We start from the raw sequence: 18068 nt of genomic DNA, 5'->3' as shown, positions 1-18068 counted from the left end.
TAGGACGTCGCTAGGCAACTAAAAGATCAACCGATATGGTTGGTCTTTTTTATTTATCGAGATCGAGTATCCAGACGGGGTAAAATAAGCGGAGATTTTCCGGTTAAGCCAAGCAAAATCACCTATTTTCGAATTTTTCGAGCCGATAGGCGGAATTTCTCCGTTTATTTAAGCATTTTTTAATAACACTTACTAAGTAAGCGGAATTATCCCGTCTATTTATGAGATCGGGTGCTTATCCTGATCCCCTTATCAATAAGTACGGACACTCTTGGCCCTAGATGTGGCAATCAAACTCTATAGACGGTATATCACCCAACCGAAAAACAATAAATGCTATACCGCAAACAGCATACACGGTATATCACCCAACTGAAAAACGATAAATGGGATACCGCAAACAACAACAACGGTATTCCAACCAGACGCAAAACGATAAATGATATATTCGTAAGCAGCCTAAATAGTAAATCACCACGCTCCAAATTCCAATTTGATATCCCGCAGAACCTCACAAATCAACATCTCGCCTGAAACCTCCAACCCCTATATCCGTATATACCATATAGAATCAAATCAAGGAGGAGTACCAATGCTCGCCGGATTCATCGTATGTTTTTTTGTAGGTCTTCTATGTATCTTTATGGGGTTTCTGATTTGGAAGAAAAAGCATCTATCATTAATTGCTGGTTATAATGAGGAAACATATAAGGGAGATAAGGAGAAGTTGGCAAAAGTAGTGGGGGTATTTACAATTATCGTTGGTCTGCTTACCATGGTGCTGCCGTTTGGGCTAGAGTTTGTAAGTGAGCTTTTTGGTTTACTTTTTGGGGCCATCATCACAATTGGTTCGATTGTTCTTGTGATATATGTAATTAAATTAAATAAGCCAGTTGATCCGAAATAATAAATCCCTCACGGTATGTGAGGGATTTTGTCATTTTTGTTTATCTCGGTCTAGTACATCTATTTTTTTTCTGGTGTCGTCGGGGATTTGTTTGTGGAGGTGGATGAGTAAGAGTCCTCGCTTGTAGCTTGCTTTTATACGGTCTTCTTTTACTGTGTATGGAAGTTGGATTTCCCGTTCGAATTTTCCTTGAAAAATGCCTTCTTGAATGATTTCAAAATCCTTAAAGTTTAAATTGATTTTTCCTTTCACTTCTAGCGTTTGATGGTTTACATAAATGTCGACGTCCTCTACCTTTATGAGTCCCGGTAAGCTTAAGACGACTAAAATCTCATTTTCGCCTTGATAGATGTTTAATTGGGAATGGGGGTTATCAAAAAATGGAGCGAATCCATTCCAAAATTCATCACCAAAAAAATGGTCCCATTGTTTTCGCCAATCAGTCATATTTTTAAATTGGTCCATTTTCATGGGCAGTAGTTCCCTCCTTTAAATTTCAAAACTCCGTAACATAGTATATGGAAAAACGGGTAGGTATGTGCCTACAAAGAAATGCATTAAAATATGTTTTGAATAGTATCCTTTAGGGAAAATGTTTAGTACAATATATTCTTTGGAAAGCTAATTGAATGAACGATTGCTAAGGGGGAGTTAATTTGTTGTCAAATGCGTATGTCATGGTCTTTATTATTTTAGTGATTAATATTGTATATGTGTCCTTTTTTACGATTCGGATGATCCTGACGATGAAGGGGCAGCGTTATTTGGCTGCAATGATTAGTACGGTTGAGGTAGTTATTTATGTTGTTGGGCTTGGTTTGGTGCTTGATAATTTAAACCAGATTCAAAATTTAGTTGCGTATGCGGTTGGATACGGGCTTGGTGTAATTGTTGGAATGAAGATTGAAGAAAAGCTTGCGCTTGGATATATTACCGTTAGTGTGATTACAAAGGAATATGAAATGGATTTGCCTAAGATATTGCGTGACGAGGGATACGGGGTTACGACATGGATGTCACAGGGTAGGGAAGGTGATCGATTGTCTATGACAATCTTAACTCCTCGTAAATATGAGATGAAATTATATAAGACGATTACAGATGTGGATCCGAAGGCGTTTGTGATAGCATCTGAACCGAAGTCCATTCACGGCGGATTCTGGGTCAAGGCCGTTAAGAGAGGAAAACTTGAATCATGAGTAAACCAAAAAAACTAAAATTTGAAGTTATGGAAAATGAGACAATTGATCAATGCCTTGATCGGATGCGGGTTGAAGGATATTTTCCTGTCAGAAGAATGGAGGAACCTGTTTTTAAGGAAGTCGAGCACAACGGAGAGATTGTCATCAAACCATACGGAAGAAAGATTGTTTTTGAAGGGAAGTTGCAGTAAAACACGAACATTAAAAATGAAACTTTTGTAAAATGTTCGATATTAATTGACAATTGAATGATTCTGTTGATAAGATTAGGTTAGAAAAATACCTCATATAATCTTGGGAATATGGCCCATAAGTTTCTACCCGATAACCGTAAATTATTGGACTATGAGGGAAAAGTATAATTTTACCTATTCTTGACATGGAATGCCTAGGTAGGATTGCTTTCCCCTTTTCGGAAAACAATCTTTTACCTGGGCATTTTTCATTTTTTAAGTCTAGCTCAAGAAGCCATCGGCACTCTGGTCTAAGCCGATGATCGGGCGCCTTGTGCTTTTAATAAAGGAGGATCTTATGAATCCAGTAGTTGGTGTGATTATGGGAAGTACTTCAGATTGGGAAACAATGAAGGAAGCTTGCAATGTATTAGATGAAATAGGAATACCTTATGAAAAAAAGGTCGTATCGGCTCATCGTACACCGGATCTTATGTTTGAATATGCGGAAAAGGCAAAAGAACGGGGCATTAAGGTCATCATTGCAGGAGCAGGTGGAGCGGCGCATTTACCAGGAATGGTTGCGGCGAAAACAACTATACCTGTCATCGGAGTTCCGGTTCAATCAAGAGCATTGAATGGACTCGATTCCCTTTTATCCATTGTTCAAATGCCTGGAGGTGTGCCTGTTGCGACAGTTGCGATTGGTAAAGCAGGTGCAACGAATGCAGGATTACTGGCAGCCTCCATTCTTGGAACATCCAATCCGGAATGGGATCGGAAGCTTGTTGATATAAGAGAAACTAGAAGAATTCAAGTACTAGAAAGTAGTGACGAGCTTGAATAAACGAATTTTGCCAGGTCAAACGATTGGAATTATTGGTGGCGGTCAGCTTGGGCGAATGATGGCCATTTCGGCTAAGGAAATGGGATTTTATGTTGCTGTTCTAGATCCAACACCACATTCACCATGTGGGCAGGTTGCGGATATCGAAATTACCGCAAATTACGATGATCTAGATGCTATTAAACAATTAGCAAGCGTGAGTGATGTGATCACGTATGAATTTGAAAATATAGATTATGAAGCATTGATCTGGCTTGAAGAAAATGCGAATTTACCTCAAGGCAGTCATTTATTAAAAATAACCCAGGATCGTGGTACAGAAAAGAGTGCGATTCAGGAGATTGGCTTGCGTGTAGCCCCGTTTCTTCTTGTTGAAAATGAAGAGCAATTAGCCAAAGCTGTCGAGACAATCGGTGTTCCATCTGTTTTAAAAACATGTCGTGGTGGGTATGACGGAAAAGGACAGTTTGTCTTGAAAAAGAGTGCAGATGTCAAGGAAGCGGCAAAACTTCTTGCATCTGGAATATGCATTTTAGAAGCATGGGTACCTTTTGAAAAAGAAATTTCCGTAATCGTCACAAGAAATCTGGCAGGAGAGGCAAAAACTTTTCCGGTTGCAGAGAACATTCATGTTGAAAACATCCTGCACCAATCGATTGTTCCGGCAAGAATCTCGGTAAAAACGGAAGAAAAAGCAAAAGATATGGCGATGAAGCTTGCCTCTGAATTTCAATTGGTTGGAACATTAGCGGTTGAAATGTTTGTGACTGAGGATGGGGAAATCTACATCAATGAATTGGCACCACGTCCACATAACTCAGGTCATTATTCAATCGACGCATGTGAAACATCACAATTTGAGCAACATATTCGCTCAGTGTGCAATTGGCCACTTGGAGAAACATCCTTATTAAGACCGGTTGTAATGACTAACATTTTGGGTGAGCATCTTGAGCCCTTACTTGAAAAAGTATCCCTTTTATCAAGCGTGAAGGTTCATCTATATGGAAAAAAAGAAGCGAAAGTGAAAAGAAAGATGGGGCATGTGACCGTCTTAGGAAATACAGCAGAAGAGGCTTTAGAAAAGTCAGATTCCTTGCAAGTTTGGAAGGATTCAAAATTCATCCGTTCTTAAAGAGAAACAGATCCTTATACGAAAAATTTTAAACCGACTAGGAGGAAAAATGATGTACAAAGTAAAGGTATATGTGACATTACGTGAGAGTGTTTTAGATCCACAAGGAAATGCTGTGAAGGGATCCTTACACCAATTGAATTATCAGGAAGTACAAGATGTTCGGATCGGAAAGTATATGGAGTTAACGATTGATGAATCAGTAGCTGACCTCGACAAGACGGTTAAGGAAATTTGTGAGAAGCTTTTAGCAAATACAGTGATTGAGGATTACCGCTATGAGGTTGAGGAGGTTGTCACACAGTGAAATTTGCCGTAATCGTATTTCCGGGCTCTAATTGTGATGTTGATATGTATCATGCGATTAAGGATGCGCTTGGTGAAGAGGTCGAGTATGTAGGACATCATGAAACCAATCTTGATAAGTTCGATGGTATTTTGCTTCCTGGAGGGTTCTCTTATGGAGATTACCTACGCACTGGGGCACTTGCTCGTTTTTCAAACGTGATGGATGAGGTTGTAAAAGCAGCTGAAGCTGGTAAGCCAGTTCTTGGTGTGTGTAATGGGTTCCAGATTTTATTAGAAGCAGGACTTTTACCTGGTGCGATGCGTCGTAATGAGAATCTTAAGTTTATGTGTCGACCAGTTGAACTGCATGTTGAAAATAACAAATCTATGTTTACTTCTGAATACGAAGCGGGTCAGGTTATTACAGTCCCAATTGCCCACGGCGAAGGAAACTACTATTGTGATGAAGAAACACTTGTTAGATTACAAGAGAACAATCAAATCGCATTCACATATCACGGTACAAATCCAAATGGTAGTATTGCAGATATTGCTGGTATCACAAATGAACGAGGAAATGTACTAGGAATGATGCCTCATCCAGAGAGAGCGGTTGAGGATTTATTAGGTAGTTCAGATGGAATTAAGCTATTTCAATCAATTGTGAAAAATTGGAGGTTAGCAAATGTCGTTACTTCTTGAACCAAGTCCAAAGCAAATTAAGGAAGAAAAAGTATATAGTGAAATGGGTTTAAGTGATTCAGAGTTTGGGTTAGTTGAAAAGATTTTAGGTAGACTACCTAACTACACAGAGACTGGATTATTCTCTGTTATGTGGTCAGAGCATTGTAGCTACAAAAACTCAAAGCCAGTATTAAAAAAGTTTCCGACTACCGGTGAACGTGTTCTTCAAGGACCTGGTGAAGGTGCCGGAATCGTTGATATTGGGGATAACCAAGCGGTCGTTTTTAAAATTGAAAGTCATAACCACCCTTCAGCAGTTGAGCCATATCAAGGGGCAGCAACAGGTGTGGGCGGAATTATCCGTGACGTGTTTTCAATGGGGGCGAGACCGATTGCTCTATTAAACTCACTTCGTTTTGGGGAGTTAACCTCACCAAGAGTGAAGTACTTGTTTGAAGAAGTAGTGGCAGGAATTGCTGGTTACGGAAATTGTATTGGAATTCCAACGGTTGGTGGGGAGGTTCAATTTGATTCTTCCTATGAAGGGAACCCTCTTGTTAACGCAATGTGTGTTGGACTAATCAACCACGAGGATATTCAAAAAGGTCAGGCAAAAGGTGTTGGCAACACGGTCATGTATATCGGTGCCAAAACAGGCCGTGACGGTATCCACGGTGCAACCTTTTCATCTGTGGAGCTTTCCGAGGAATCTGATGAGAAACGATCAGCTGTACAGGTTGGAGATCCTTTCATGGAAAAATTATTGCTTGAAGCTTGCTTAGAACTTGTAAAATCTGATGCTTTAGTCGGAATTCAAGACATGGGTGCGGCAGGTTTAACAAGTTCATCAGCGGAAATGGCAAGTAAAGCTGGATCAGGAATTGAAATGAATCTTGACCTTGTTCCACAACGTGAAACAGGCATGACTGGTTATGAAATGATGCTTTCTGAATCACAAGAACGTATGCTAATCGTAGTTGAAAAGGGAAGAGAGCAAGAGATTCAAGATATCGTAAATAAATATGACCTAGAAGCTGTGGCAATTGGAAAGGTGACAGATGATAAACAACTTCGCTTAGTACACAAGGGTGAAGTAATCGCAGATGTACCCGTCGACGCTCTAGCGGAAGAGGCTCCTATCTATCATAAGCCTTCAAGTGAGCCTGCTATGTATCGTGAATTTAAAGAAATGAAGGTTGAAGCTCCTAAGCTTGAAAATGTAGGGCAAACTCTTCAAGATTTACTTGCGCAGCCAACAATCGCAAGTAAGGAATGGGTCTATGACCAATATGACTACATGGTTCGTACAAATACAGTTGTAGCTCCAGGTTCGGATGCTGCTGTCGTAAGAATCCGTGATACAAGGAAAGCTCTAGCGATGACAACAGACTGTAACTCTAGATATCTCTATTTAGATCCAGAGGTTGGTGGACAAATCGCGGTTAGTGAAGCAGCTCGAAATATCGTTTGCTCCGGTGGTACACCACTTGCGATTACTGATAATTTAAACTTTGGTAATCCAGAGAATCCAGAAATTTTTTGGCAGATTGAAAAAGCAGCGGATGGAATTAGTGAGGCATGCCGTGTGCTAAATACACCAGTTATTGGTGGAAACGTGTCTCTTAATAATGAAACGAACGGAAAAGCTATATATCCGACGCCAGTTATTGGAATGGTTGGATTGATTGATGATATTTCCCATATTACGACTCAGGACTTCAAAGAAGCAGGCGACCTTGTGTATGTCATCGGGGAAGCGAAAGAAGAATTTGCGGGCAGTGAACTTCAAAAATTAATCCATGGTGAAATTTTTGGTCCAGTTCCTGAACTAGATTTAGAGATTGAAAGAAGAAGACAACAACAAGTGTTAACTGCTATTCGCGCAGGTGTGATTTCTTCTGCACATGATGTGGCAGAGGGAGGTTTTGCGGTTGCATTAGCGGAAAAAGCGTTTGGTTCAAAAGGTTTAGGAGTAAAAGTACTAGTTCAGGGTGAAGCAGTAACCGAATTATTCAGTGAAACACAGTCACGTTTTATCGTATCAGTGAAAAAAGAAAATAAAGAAAAATTTGAACAGCTAGTAAAAGCAAATCTTGTTGGAGAAGTAACAGGTGATGGAACATTTGTAGTTAGCGATCAAGCTGGTAAAGAGCTTATAAATCTACCGGTTGATGATTTAAGACGTACATGGAAAGGGGCTATCCCATGCTTGCTGAACTCAAAGGCCTAAACGAGGAATGTGGTGTATTTGGTATCTGGGGACATCCAGATGCAGCCAAACTAACTTACTATGGATTACACAGCTTACAGCATCGTGGTCAAGAGGGTGCCGGCATTGTTGTCAGTAATGGCGAGAAGCTTCGAATTGTAAAAGGAGAAGGTCTTGTTAACGAAGTGTTTGGCAATGGCCAACTTGAACAACTCCAAGGAAAAGCAGCGATTGGGCATGTTCGTTATGCAACAGCAGGGGGTGGGGGCATTCAAAATGTTCAGCCCCTCCTCTTTCATTCTCAAGTAGGCGGTCTTGCGATTGCCCATAACGGAAACCTTGTCAATGCAAATGACTTAAAGCATCAGCTAGAAAACCAAGGAAGTATTTTTCAAACATCCTCAGATACAGAGGTCCTTGCACATTTAACAAGAAAAAGCGGGTACACAAAAATTAAGGACCGCGTTAAAAATGCATTAACGATGCTAAAAGGGGCCTATGCGTTCCTGATCATGACCGAAAAGAAAATGATTGTTGCCCTTGATCCGAATGGTCTTCGTCCGTTATCACTTGGTAGAATAGGGGATGCTTGGGTAGTAGCTTCAGAGACTTGTGCATTTGATATTGTGGGTGCAACCTTTGAAAGAGATGTAGAGCCAGGAGAGTTACTCGTAATCAATGATGAAGGTATTCATTCTGAACGTTTTTCATTAATGGCAAATCGTGCAATGTGCAGCATGGAATATATTTATTTTTCACGTCCTGATAGCAATATTAACGGAATCAATGTTCATACCGCTCGTAAAAATTTAGGCAAGCAGCTTGCTCTTGAGGCTCCGATTGAGGCCGATGTGATAACAGGTGTACCTGATTCCAGTATTTCAGCAGCTATCGGTTATGCGGAAGAATCAGGGATTCCGTATGAGCTTGGTCTCATTAAAAATCGATATGTAGGCAGAACTTTTATTAAACCTTCCCAATCACTACGGGAACAAGGAGTGAAAATGAAGCTCTCGGCTGTTCGTGGTGTAGTTGAAGGAAAGCGTGTTGTCATGGTTGATGATTCAATAGTACGCGGGACTACAAGCCGACGAATTGTTAACATGCTTCGTGAGGCAGGAGCAACGGAAGTGCATGTCTGCATTAGTTCGCCGCCAATGAAGAATCCATGCTTTTACGGAATTGATACCTCGACACATGAAGAATTAATCGCTTCTTCACACTCAGTTGAAGAAATCCGTCAAATCATTGGAGCAGATACATTAACATTTTTAAGTCCAGAAGGGTTAGTAAAAGCGATTGGAAGACCGTATGAGGGAGAAACACGTGGACAATGTATGGCGTGTTTTACAGGAAAATATCCAACTGAGATTTTCCCAGACACAGTGCTTCCACATGAGAAGGTATTAAGTTAGGAGTGTGTTCAGAACATGGCAAATGCTTATAAGCAAGCAGGAGTAGACATTGAGGCAGGCTATGAGGCTGTTTCCAGAATGAAAAAGCATGTCGCGAAAACAGTTCGCCCTGAGGTAATGGGAGGACTTGGCAGCTTTGGTGGCATGTTCGACCTTTCAAAGGTCAATGTGAAAGAGCCTGTATTAGTTTCGGGCACGGACGGTGTTGGCACGAAACTCATGTTGGCTTTTATGATGGATAGGCACGATACAATTGGAATCGATGCGGTTGCAATGTGTGTAAATGATATTGTAGTTCAAGGCGCTGAGCCATTATACTTTTTAGATTATATTGCTTGTGGGAAAGCACAGCCTGAAAAAATCGAACAGATCGTAAAAGGGATTGCAGATGGATGTGAACTAGCGGGTTGTGCGTTAATCGGCGGAGAGACGGCTGAAATGCCAGGCATGTATAGTGAGGAAGAATATGATCTTGCTGGTTTTTCAGTAGGTGTTGCTGAAAAATCAAAGCTTGTAACAGGAGCTTCCATTAAGCCTGGTGATGTTCTAATTGGTCTTACTTCCAGCGGAATTCACAGCAATGGCTATTCGCTTGTACGTAAGGTGTTGCTTGAGGATGGTAAGTTAGAACTCAATGAAACGTATGGAGGAATTGGTCGTCCATTAGGCGAAGAGCTTCTAGAGCCCACAAAAATTTATGTAAAATCCCTGCTTAAAGCAATGGAGAAATTTGAAATTAAGGGAATGTCCCATATTACAGGTGGAGGCTTTATTGAAAATATTCCCCGTATGTTGCCAGACGGTGTGGCCGCCGAAATTGATTATGGCTCATGGCCAATTCCAGCAATTTTTGATCTTCTTCAAGAGACTGGAAACCTTAACCGAAAAGAAATGTTTAATATTTTTAATATGGGAATTGGAATGGTACTTGCCGTAGAAGAAGCGATTCTGCATGATGTAATCGGACTTCTCGAAGGGCAAGGAGAAAAGGCGTATATTATTGGACGTATGAAAGAAGGAAACGGTGTAACCTTTGGTGGAGGAGCACTTGTATGAAAAAGATAGCAGTTTTTGCATCAGGCAGCGGCACAAACTTTCAAGCAATTGTTGATTCGATTAAAGAAGGAAGACTTGCGGCAGAAATAAATATTTTAGTTTGCGATAAGCCTGGTGCGAAGGTGATCGAGCGTGCTTCAAAGGAATGGGTGGAAACCTTTGTTTTTTCACCAAAAGAATATCCAGAAAAATCATACTTTGAAGCAGAAATAGTAGAACAACTACGTGCAAAAAATGTAGAATTAATAGTGTTAGCTGGTTATATGAGATTAATTGGCAATACCCTTTTAAAGGCATATCGCAATAAAATTGTGAACATCCATCCCTCATTATTACCTGCATTTCCAGGTAAAGATGCGATTGGTCAGGCATTTCGAGCAGGTGTCGACAGGACAGGTGTTACCATTCATTATGTTGATGAAGGAATGGATACGGGACCAATCATTGCACAGCGAGAACTAGCAATCGAACCAGGAGATACGTTAGAAAGCATCGAAGAAAAAGTACATCAAATCGAACATGAATTTTATCCGCAGATCCTGCAGTCACTTGTAGCATCGAAGGATGAAAATCTACAATAGGGAGCGATTATCGTGACAATCAAACGTGCACTTGTCAGTGTTTCAGGTAAACAAGGCCTTGTTCCATTTGTGAAAGGTTTAATTGAAAATGGGGTTGAGGTTATTTCAACAGGCGGTACAAAACGCACTCTAGAGGAAGCTGGGCTTACTGTTATCGGAATTTCAGAGGTTACAGGCTTTCCTGAAATCATGGACGGGCGTGTAAAGACTCTTCATCCAAATATTCATGGCGGACTTCTTGCAGTTCGAGAAAATGAAGAGCATGTAAAAGCGCTTGAAGAACATAATATTACACCAATTGATTTAGTTGTTGTAAACCTATATCCATTCCAACAAACAATTGCAAAGCGGGAAGTCGAGTTTGCGGATGCGATTGAAAATATCGATATTGGCGGACCTTCCATGCTTCGTTCTGCCGCTAAAAACCACAAGTATGTAACAGTTGTTGTTGATCCACAGGATTACAATACAGTGTTAGAAGAGATTGCTGAAAATGGTGAAGTTACAGCACGAACAAAGCTTCGTTTAGGTGCAAAGGTATTCCGTCATACTGCTGCTTATGATGCAGTGATTGCTGAATTTTTAACAAATGCAGCAGGTGAGGAAAGTCCAGAATCCTTAACGGTTACTTATGAGAAGAAACAGGACCTTCGTTATGGAGAAAATCCACATCAAAAAGCAGCATTTTACAAAAAGCCATTAGGTACGCAAGTTTCTATCGCGTCTGCCACACAATTACACGGGAAAGAATTATCCTACAATAACATTAATGATGCTGATGCTGCCCTTCAAATCGTAAAAGAATTCAAAGAGCCAGCAGCAGTAGCAGTAAAACATATGAACCCTTGTGGCGTCGGGGTTGGAAATACATTAGACGAAGCTTATCAAAAAGCATATGAATCAGATTCTACCTCTATTTTTGGTGGAATTATCGCTGTTAACCGTGAAGTTGACGCACAAACTGCTCATAAATTGCGCGAAATTTTCCTTGAAATTATTATCGCCCCATCATTTAGTGAGGAAGCTTTTGAGATTCTCTCTTCTAAGAAAAATTTACGTCTACTCACTGTTGATTTTTCTGCTGATAAGAAAGCTGAGAAGAGGCTTGTCTCTGTTCGTGGTGGATTGCTAGTTCAGGATGAGGACACGTATGGTTTAGATGAAGCAACGATTTCCATTCCGACAAAACGTGAACCAACTGAGCAAGAATGGGCTGATTTGAAGCTTGGGTGGAAGGTTGTCAAACATGTTAAATCAAATGCGATTGTGTTAGCAAAAGATAATATGACAATTGGAATTGGCGCAGGTCAAATGAACCGTGTCGGCTCAGCGAATATCGCGATTAATCAAGCAGGTGAAAAGGCAAAAGGATCAGCACTAGCGTCAGATGCCTTCTTCCCAATGGGTGACACAGTAGAGGCGGCCGCAAAAGCAGGCATCACAGCCATCATCCAACCCGGTGGATCGATTCGTGACGAAGAATCCATTCAAAAAGCTGACGAATACGGAATCGCAATGGTCTTTACCGGAGTACGACATTTTAAACATTAAATAAGAAAAGCGCAAGCGAGAAATCGGAACATCGACTAACTACTGCCACGTCCTGTGGCAAACGTCGATGTCAGCACTTCCTGTGCAAGTCAGACAAGCACAAGACGGGCCAGCTAGAAGATTGTTCTTTGACCTTCTCGATGGAACGGCTTGTGACCTCGAGGGGCTAGGCTGCTTGCGCTAGACATTAAAAACTTGTAAATCAATCAAATTCGTTTGATGAGGTGAATAAATGAAGGTACTAATAGTTGGTAGCGGTGGGCGTGAGCATACACTCGTCTGGAAGGTTGCCCAAAGTCCAAAAGTAGACACAGTTTATGTCGCACCTGGTAATCCAGGCATGCAGGATATCGCAACATTGGTCAACATCGACGAAAATGATTTTGACCGTTTAATCGAGTTTGTAAAAAAAGAGCAAATCGACCTTACCCTTGTTGGTCCAGAGGTTCCGTTAATCAATGGGATCGTCAATCGATTTCAAGCAGAAGGACTAGCTATTTTTGGACCAACAAAAGAAGCAGCACTTTTGGAGGGCAGCAAATCATTTGCTAAGGAAATCATGAAAAAATACAATATTCCAACTGCGGAATATGAAACATTCACATCAAATGAAGAAGCCAAACAATATATCCTAGCAAAAGGTGCCCCAATCGTCATAAAAGCAGATGGGCTAGCTGCCGGTAAAGGTGTGACCGTTGCTCTTACCTTAGATGAGGCTTTAGCAAGTGTTTATGACATGCTGGAGGCGAACAAATTTGGTGAAGCAAGCGCTCAGGTTGTCATTGAGGAATTTCTTGCAGGTGAAGAATTTTCATTAATGGCTTTTGTAGATGGAAAAAAAGCCTATCCAATGGTTATTTCACAGGACCATAAGCGCGCCTTTGACAACGATGAAGGTCCTAACACTGGAGGAATGGGCGCCTACTCCCCAGTTCCGCAAATTTCAGAGGAAGTTGTTCAAACAGCGATTGAAACGATCATCAATCCAACTGTTAAAGCGATGGAAACAGAAGGAAGAAGCTTTACGGGTGTACTCTATGCAGGGTTAATTTTAACTGCTAATGGACCAAAGGTAATTGAATACAATGCACGTTTTGGTGACCCTGAAACACAGGTGGTACTGCCACGTTTAGAATCTGATTTTATCGAAGTTATCGAAGGATTGCTTGATCAAAAAGAGATTGCTCTCGAGTGGTCTAATAAAGCAACACTTGGTGTCGTGCTTGCCTCAAAAGGCTATCCTGAAAGCTATGAAAAAGGTGCAGTCATCGAAGGGTTAGAGAACTTAGATGAACAAATCAGCGTGTTCCATGCCGGAACAGATATGGTGAATGAACTATTTGTTACGAATGGTGGAAGAGTATTAACTGTTGTAGCAAGCGGTGAAAGCCTTGAAGATGCACAGAACTTTGTCTACGAAGAAGCAGAAAAGATTCAGTGTGCAAATTTGTTTTACCGTAAAGATATTGGGAACAAGGCGTTAGCTTATAGCGCAATTCCCAAAAATAAAACGCAATTCAGCTAAAACTGATTAAAAAAGGTAAGAGGATAGCCCTCTTACCTTCATTTATGTTGGATTTACAGGAGGAAGCTGCTTTTGCGGTTCCGGTTCCTCTTGCTTTCTTTCACAGTATCCATAATAGAGAGCTGTGAGTGGACAAAAACGAGTTATCCCCTCAGCTATCTTCATTCCTCCAAGCATTGCGATCACAATAAAACTTTCGCGCCAAGGGCGTTTCACCATTTTCGATGTTGCCCATGCTAGCATCGTAAACCCGCAAGTAATTCGGACAAACGCATTAATAAGCCCAATATTCGGTCTCATGAAACGACTACCTCCATTTCAAAATCTTTACAAAATTTCATAAAAATTTTACAAATTTTCACAAAGTCTTTAATGCATTAAATCGTTTAATATGGTACGATAATATAAAGCGCTTCCATGGAGCTAAGCAGGGATTGGAGAGATGGTTAATGGTTGGGCAACGCTACCGTTGGAAAAATAAGCAACTCAGAGAACATGTTGCAGTTATAGATGGAAAAAAGTCACCAACGATTTTATTGAAAAATGTCACATACTTAAATCAAATGTTAAAAAAATGGATTAACGCACATATCTGGATTTACCAAGATCGCATCGTATATGTTGGTCAGCAGCAGCCTTCAAAACTCACCGACTGTGAGGTTGTAGATTGTGCTGGGAAATTTGTCGTGCCAGGTTATATTGAACCACATGCACATTCGTTTCATTTATATAATCCCCACTCGTTTGCTCAATATGCATCCCTTACAGGGACAACAACAATCATCAATGACAACTTAGTACTTGCATTACAAACGACAAAAAAGAAAGCGTTTTCTTTTTTGGAGGAAATGAAGAAACTTCCGGTAACAATGTACTGGTGGTGCCGATACGATCCTCAGACAGAAATTCACCATGAGGAACAAGCTTTTTCAAATGGGAATGTACTAAGCTGGATTGAGCATGATTCAGTTGTTCAAGGTGGAGAATTAACGGGTTGGCCAAAGCTGCTTGATGGCGATGACCTTATGCTTCATTGGATTCAAGAAACGAAAAGGATTGGTAAAAAGGTTGAGGGACACTTTCCCGGAGCTTCAGAAAAAACATTAGCAAAATTGATGCTATTAGGTGCTGATAGTGATCATGAATCCATGACCGGAACAGAAGTATTAAATCGTTTGCTTCAAGGATATACAACCTCATTAAGGTACTCATCGATTCGTCCGGACTTGCCAAAAATGTTAGACGAAATTCATGAAATGGGCATAGATCAGTATGATAATTTCATCTTCACTACCGATGGCTCACCACCGGCGTTTTACGAGCAGGGAATCATCGATAACATGATCAAAATTGCGATTGAAAAAGGCGTTCCCATCATCGATGCGTATAATATGGCGACGATTAATGTTGCAAGACATTACAATATTGAGAACCTCCATGGTATGATTGCAACTGGAAGAATCGCTAACCTAAATATTTTATCTGCAATAGACAATCCAACTCCGGAATCTGTTCTTGCTAAAGGTATTTGGGTGAAGCGAGATAATAATGACCAGAATGCATTTCCAGAATTTCCATGGAAGAGCCAAGGTTTTTCAAATCTTGCAACAAACTGGGAACTTACGCTAGATGATCTTCAGTTTTCAATGCCATTTGGGATGAAGATGGAAAATGCCGTGATTATGAAGCCATATTCGATATCGATTGACGCTTCCTATGACACGCTTTCAATGGAACATGATGAGAGCTTCCTGATGCTAGTGGACCGGGATGGTAAATGGCGTGTTAATACAATTGTAAAAGGTTTTGCGAACCGCATCTCAGGATTCTCAAGTTCTTTTTCAAATACGGGTGATTTTGTATTAATTGGTAAAAATAAAAATGATATGCTTCTTGCTTTTAATCGAATGAAAGAAATTGGCGGTGGTATTGTCTTAACTGAAGAAGGTAATATAATACATGAAATCCCATTAGACATAGGTGGAGTGACATCGGCAAAGTCTGTTGTAGAATTAAGCTCGCTTGAGAAAGAATTTGTTCGTTTAGTGAGGGAACGCGGATACAGCCATAGTGATCCGATTTATACATTGACGTTTTTGTCGTCTACACATTTGCCATATACTCGTATCACACCTCAAGGTATTTATGATGTCATGAATAAAATAGTACTCTTTCCGTCAATAATGCGTTAAAATATAAAAGGATTTATCCTTATGAAGGCGCATTTATACATTTTAATAAAGGTTGTGTGCTCGATTATGAAAAAGACTTTATTCATTCTAGGAATTTTCCTTTTACTTCTTTCCACTGCATGTAGCAATAAAGAAGAGGCAGCGAAACAGCAGGAAGAGCATGAACCAAAACAGACTGATCCAGTTGCAAAAGAAGAACCAAGTCAAGATTTTGATCACGTTTTCCCACTAACAGGGATTGGAACAAATGAAGATGTAAACAATCGTCCATTTGCTGTGATGGTCAACAATCACCCGCAAGCACGTCCACAATCAGGTTTACATATGGCTGATATTGTGTATGAAGTGTTAGCTGAGGGAGATGTGACACGCTTTTTGGCCGTGTTCCAAAGTGAGGAACCAGAGATTATTGGACCTGTTCGTAGTGCGAGAGATTATTATATTGAGTTGAGCAAAGGCTTTGATGCCTTATATGTCGCACACGGATGGAGCCCTGAAGCCCAGCAAATTCTAAACAGCGGTAAGATAGACAACATAAATGGAATGGTTTATGATGGCACTCTTTTTTGGAGGGCTGATCATAATGTTGCTCCACATAATTCGTATATTTCATTTGAAAATATTGAAAAAGGAGCAGACAAACAAGGGTATTCAATGAAAGAAGAAGTACCAAGCTTTGCATTTTTATCTGAGGACGAAGTAGATGGAATTGAAGGAACACTAGCTGAACATGTTCGAGTATCCTATTCATCAAGAGATACTTTTGCTGCAGTCTATGATTATAATCAAGATAAAGGAAAGTATGAGCGTTATAGCGGAGGCGATCAAACAGTAGACCGGGAAACAAATACACCGGTACTACTTGATAATGTGCTTATCGTTGAAATGAATCATCGCTTTATTGATGATTATGGCAGACGAGAAATTGATGTGACATCTGGAGGTAAAGGCTATTTACTTCAAAAAGGTAAAGCACAGGAAATTGAGTGGAGAAATGTCGATGGACGAATTGTTCCTTTTGTGAATGGGGAAGAAGTTGGTTTTGTTCCAGGAAAAACATGGATTAATATTATTCCGACATCACCAGGAATCGTAGGCGCTGTTTCGTTTGGAAATTAATAGAAGATCTTAAAAAGGGAGATACTATATATATGCAAATTGATAAACTACGTGGGAAAGAACTTGATCAATTATTTAATGCAGTCCTTTCACTCAACAACCTTGAGGAGTGCTATCGTTTCTTTGATGATTTATGTACAGTTAACGAAATTCAGTCATTAGCTCAACGCCTTGAGGTTGCAAGAATGCTTCAAGAAGGTAACACATACCATAAGATTGAAACGGAAACAGGAGCTAGTACAGCAACGATTTCACGTGTTAAGCGTTGTTTGAACTATGGTAATGATGCCTATCAAATGGCACTCGACCGTGTGAAAGAATCGGAAAATCAATAACTTTATTCAGCAAAGTCGGAACCTCGGGTTTCGGCTTTTTTCTTTGGTGAGGTTATAGAAAATAGAAATATTATGAAATCCACCTAGGTATTAATAGATGCGTGTAGTTTTGTTATAATGGAGGAATGGAATGATGAATGGAGGATCTTCATGTACGATTTTAGAAAATGGAGACATGTTTTTAAGCTGGATCCGAACAAGGAAATCAGCGATGAATATTTAGACGCAATATGTGAATCAGGTACAGATGCGATAATTGTTGGTGGAACTGATGGAGTTACTCTGGACAATGTCCTTCACTTAATGGCTCTTATCCGACGTTATACTGTACCTGTTGTTTTAGAAATTTCAAATATAGAGTCAGTCACACCTGGCTTTGATTTATATTTTATTCCAACCGTTTTAAATAGCAGTGACACAAGATGGATGATGGGCTTGCATCATGAGGCGGTAAAGGAATATGGAGAAGTTATGAATTGGGATGAGATGATTATGCAGGGTTATTGCATCCTTAACGAAGACTGCAAGGCTGCTAAGCTAACTGGTGCCAATGCTTCTTTAAGCAAGGATGACGTCGTAGCCTATGCGACAATGGCGGAGAAAATGTTTTCGCTCCCTCTCTTTTATCTGGAATATAGCGGAACCTATGGTGATAAGGAAATAGTTGAAGCAGTAAAAAATAATCTACAAACAACAAAACTGTTTTATGGCGGTGGAATCAAGACAGCCGAGCAAGCAAAAGAAATGGCCGGGCTGGCAGACACAGTTGTCGTTGGAAATATTATTTATGAAGACATAAATATGGCCTTAAAAACAGTACATGCTGTTAAGGGATAAGCATGGAATTTT

The 18068-nt window shown here is 40.3% G+C and carries 19 protein-coding genes and 1 riboswitch; of the genes, 17 read left to right on the top strand and 2 right to left on the bottom strand.

All coding sequences use genetic code 11. The annotated features are described in order from the left end of the window. Window positions 1-592 precede the first annotated feature (592 nt). Complete coding sequence (locus V7147_RS10935; RefSeq protein WP_335367887.1) at window positions 593-907, top strand: DUF3784 domain-containing protein; 315 nt, start codon at window positions 593-595, stop codon at window positions 905-907. 30 nt (window positions 908-937) lie between these two features. On the opposite strand, the gene V7147_RS10930 is transcribed toward V7147_RS10935, so the two are convergent. Beyond that, entirely contained in the window at window positions 938-1378 is a 441-nt protein-coding gene (locus tag V7147_RS10930) for an Hsp20/alpha crystallin family protein (protein WP_335367886.1), read from the bottom strand. Window positions 1379-1563: 185 nt separating this feature from the next. Here V7147_RS10930 and V7147_RS10925 point away from each other — a divergent pair, with 185 nt between their 5' ends. The 12 genes from V7147_RS10925 (at window position 1564) to purD (ending at window position 13573) form a co-directional block, all read left to right on the top strand. Beyond that, the gene (locus tag V7147_RS10925; protein WP_335367885.1) at window positions 1564-2106 is read left to right on the top strand and encodes a DUF2179 domain-containing protein; all 543 of its coding nucleotides are present in this window, start codon (window positions 1564-1566) and stop codon (window positions 2104-2106) included. Beyond that, the gene (locus tag V7147_RS10920) at window positions 2103-2300 is read left to right on the top strand and encodes an NETI motif-containing protein (protein WP_335367884.1); all 198 of its coding nucleotides are present in this window, start codon (window positions 2103-2105) and stop codon (window positions 2298-2300) included. Before V7147_RS10925 ends, V7147_RS10920 begins: the two co-directional genes overlap by 4 nt. Window positions 2301-2373: 73 nt before the next feature. After that, a riboswitch (purine riboswitch) is annotated at window positions 2374-2475 on the top strand. Window positions 2476-2640: 165 nt separating this feature from the next. Beyond that, a complete protein-coding gene (purE, locus tag V7147_RS10915; RefSeq protein ID WP_335367883.1) occupies window positions 2641-3129 on the top strand; it encodes a 5-(carboxyamino)imidazole ribonucleotide mutase in 489 nt (162 codons plus the stop codon). Then, window positions 3122-4264 carry a 5-(carboxyamino)imidazole ribonucleotide synthase gene (purK, locus tag V7147_RS10910; RefSeq protein ID WP_335367882.1) on the top strand — a complete coding sequence of 381 codons (1143 nt, stop codon included), beginning with the start codon at window positions 3122-3124 and terminating at the stop codon, window positions 4262-4264. The genes purE and purK overlap by 8 nt, the downstream gene beginning before the upstream one ends. Window positions 4265-4316: 52 nt before the next feature. Further along, entirely contained in the window at window positions 4317-4571 is a 255-nt protein-coding gene (gene purS / locus V7147_RS10905; protein WP_335367881.1) for a phosphoribosylformylglycinamidine synthase subunit PurS, read from the top strand. After that, window positions 4568-5254 (top strand): phosphoribosylformylglycinamidine synthase subunit PurQ, encoded by a 687-nt coding sequence (gene purQ / locus V7147_RS10900; protein ID WP_335367880.1) that lies wholly within the window; start codon window positions 4568-4570, stop codon window positions 5252-5254. The genes purS and purQ overlap by 4 nt, the downstream gene beginning before the upstream one ends. Then, complete coding sequence (gene purL / locus V7147_RS10895) at window positions 5238-7466, top strand: phosphoribosylformylglycinamidine synthase subunit PurL (protein WP_335367879.1); 2229 nt, start codon at window positions 5238-5240, stop codon at window positions 7464-7466. Before purQ ends, purL begins: the two co-directional genes overlap by 17 nt. Then, window positions 7442-8860, top strand: coding sequence for an amidophosphoribosyltransferase (gene purF, locus V7147_RS10890; protein ID WP_335367878.1), 1419 nt, complete (start codon window positions 7442-7444; stop codon window positions 8858-8860). Before purL ends, purF begins: the two co-directional genes overlap by 25 nt. 15 nt (window positions 8861-8875) lie before the next feature. Further along, a complete protein-coding gene (gene purM / locus V7147_RS10885) occupies window positions 8876-9916 on the top strand; it encodes a phosphoribosylformylglycinamidine cyclo-ligase (protein WP_335367877.1) in 1041 nt (346 codons plus the stop codon). Further along, window positions 9913-10497 (top strand): phosphoribosylglycinamide formyltransferase, encoded by a 585-nt coding sequence (purN, locus tag V7147_RS10880; protein ID WP_335367876.1) that lies wholly within the window; start codon window positions 9913-9915, stop codon window positions 10495-10497. The genes purM and purN overlap by 4 nt, the downstream gene beginning before the upstream one ends. A gap of 12 nt (window positions 10498-10509) precedes the next feature. After that, window positions 10510-12048 (top strand): bifunctional phosphoribosylaminoimidazolecarboxamide formyltransferase/IMP cyclohydrolase, encoded by a 1539-nt coding sequence (purH, locus tag V7147_RS10875; RefSeq protein ID WP_335367875.1) that lies wholly within the window; start codon window positions 10510-10512, stop codon window positions 12046-12048. Window positions 12049-12280: 232 nt separating this feature from the next. Then, entirely contained in the window at window positions 12281-13573 is a 1293-nt protein-coding gene (purD, locus tag V7147_RS10870; RefSeq protein ID WP_335367874.1) for a phosphoribosylamine--glycine ligase, read from the top strand. A gap of 42 nt (window positions 13574-13615) precedes the next feature. Here purD and V7147_RS10865 read toward each other — a convergent pair whose 3' ends face one another. Further along, complete coding sequence (locus V7147_RS10865; protein ID WP_335367873.1) at window positions 13616-13873, bottom strand: YgaP family membrane protein; 258 nt, start codon at window positions 13871-13873, stop codon at window positions 13616-13618. A gap of 149 nt (window positions 13874-14022) precedes the next feature. Here V7147_RS10865 and V7147_RS10860 point away from each other — a divergent pair, with 149 nt between their 5' ends. From V7147_RS10860 to V7147_RS10845, 4 genes are all read left to right on the top strand, one after another. Next, window positions 14023-15765 (top strand): adenine deaminase C-terminal domain-containing protein, encoded by a 1743-nt coding sequence (locus V7147_RS10860; RefSeq protein ID WP_335367872.1) that lies wholly within the window; start codon window positions 14023-14025, stop codon window positions 15763-15765. Window positions 15766-15831: 66 nt separating this feature from the next. Further along, a complete protein-coding gene (locus tag V7147_RS10855; RefSeq protein WP_438824576.1) occupies window positions 15832-16884 on the top strand; it encodes a DUF3048 domain-containing protein in 1053 nt (350 codons plus the stop codon). 32 nt (window positions 16885-16916) lie between these two features. After that, window positions 16917-17219, top strand: a complete 303-nt coding sequence (locus tag V7147_RS10850) for a YerC/YecD family TrpR-related protein (RefSeq protein ID WP_335367870.1) — start codon at window positions 16917-16919, stop codon at window positions 17217-17219. A gap of 150 nt (window positions 17220-17369) precedes the next feature. Next, complete coding sequence (locus V7147_RS10845) at window positions 17370-18056, top strand: heptaprenylglyceryl phosphate synthase (RefSeq protein ID WP_335367869.1); 687 nt, start codon at window positions 17370-17372, stop codon at window positions 18054-18056. The last annotated feature ends 12 nt before the right edge of the window (window positions 18057-18068 follow it).

It is taken from the genome of Bacillus sp. JJ1521 (assembly GCF_036965165.1).
Classification (GTDB): domain Bacteria; phylum Bacillota; class Bacilli; order Bacillales; family Bacillaceae_L; genus Ferdinandcohnia.
The sequence above is the reverse complement of the archived record's forward strand: the minus strand, read 5'-3'. Positions and strand labels throughout refer to the sequence as shown.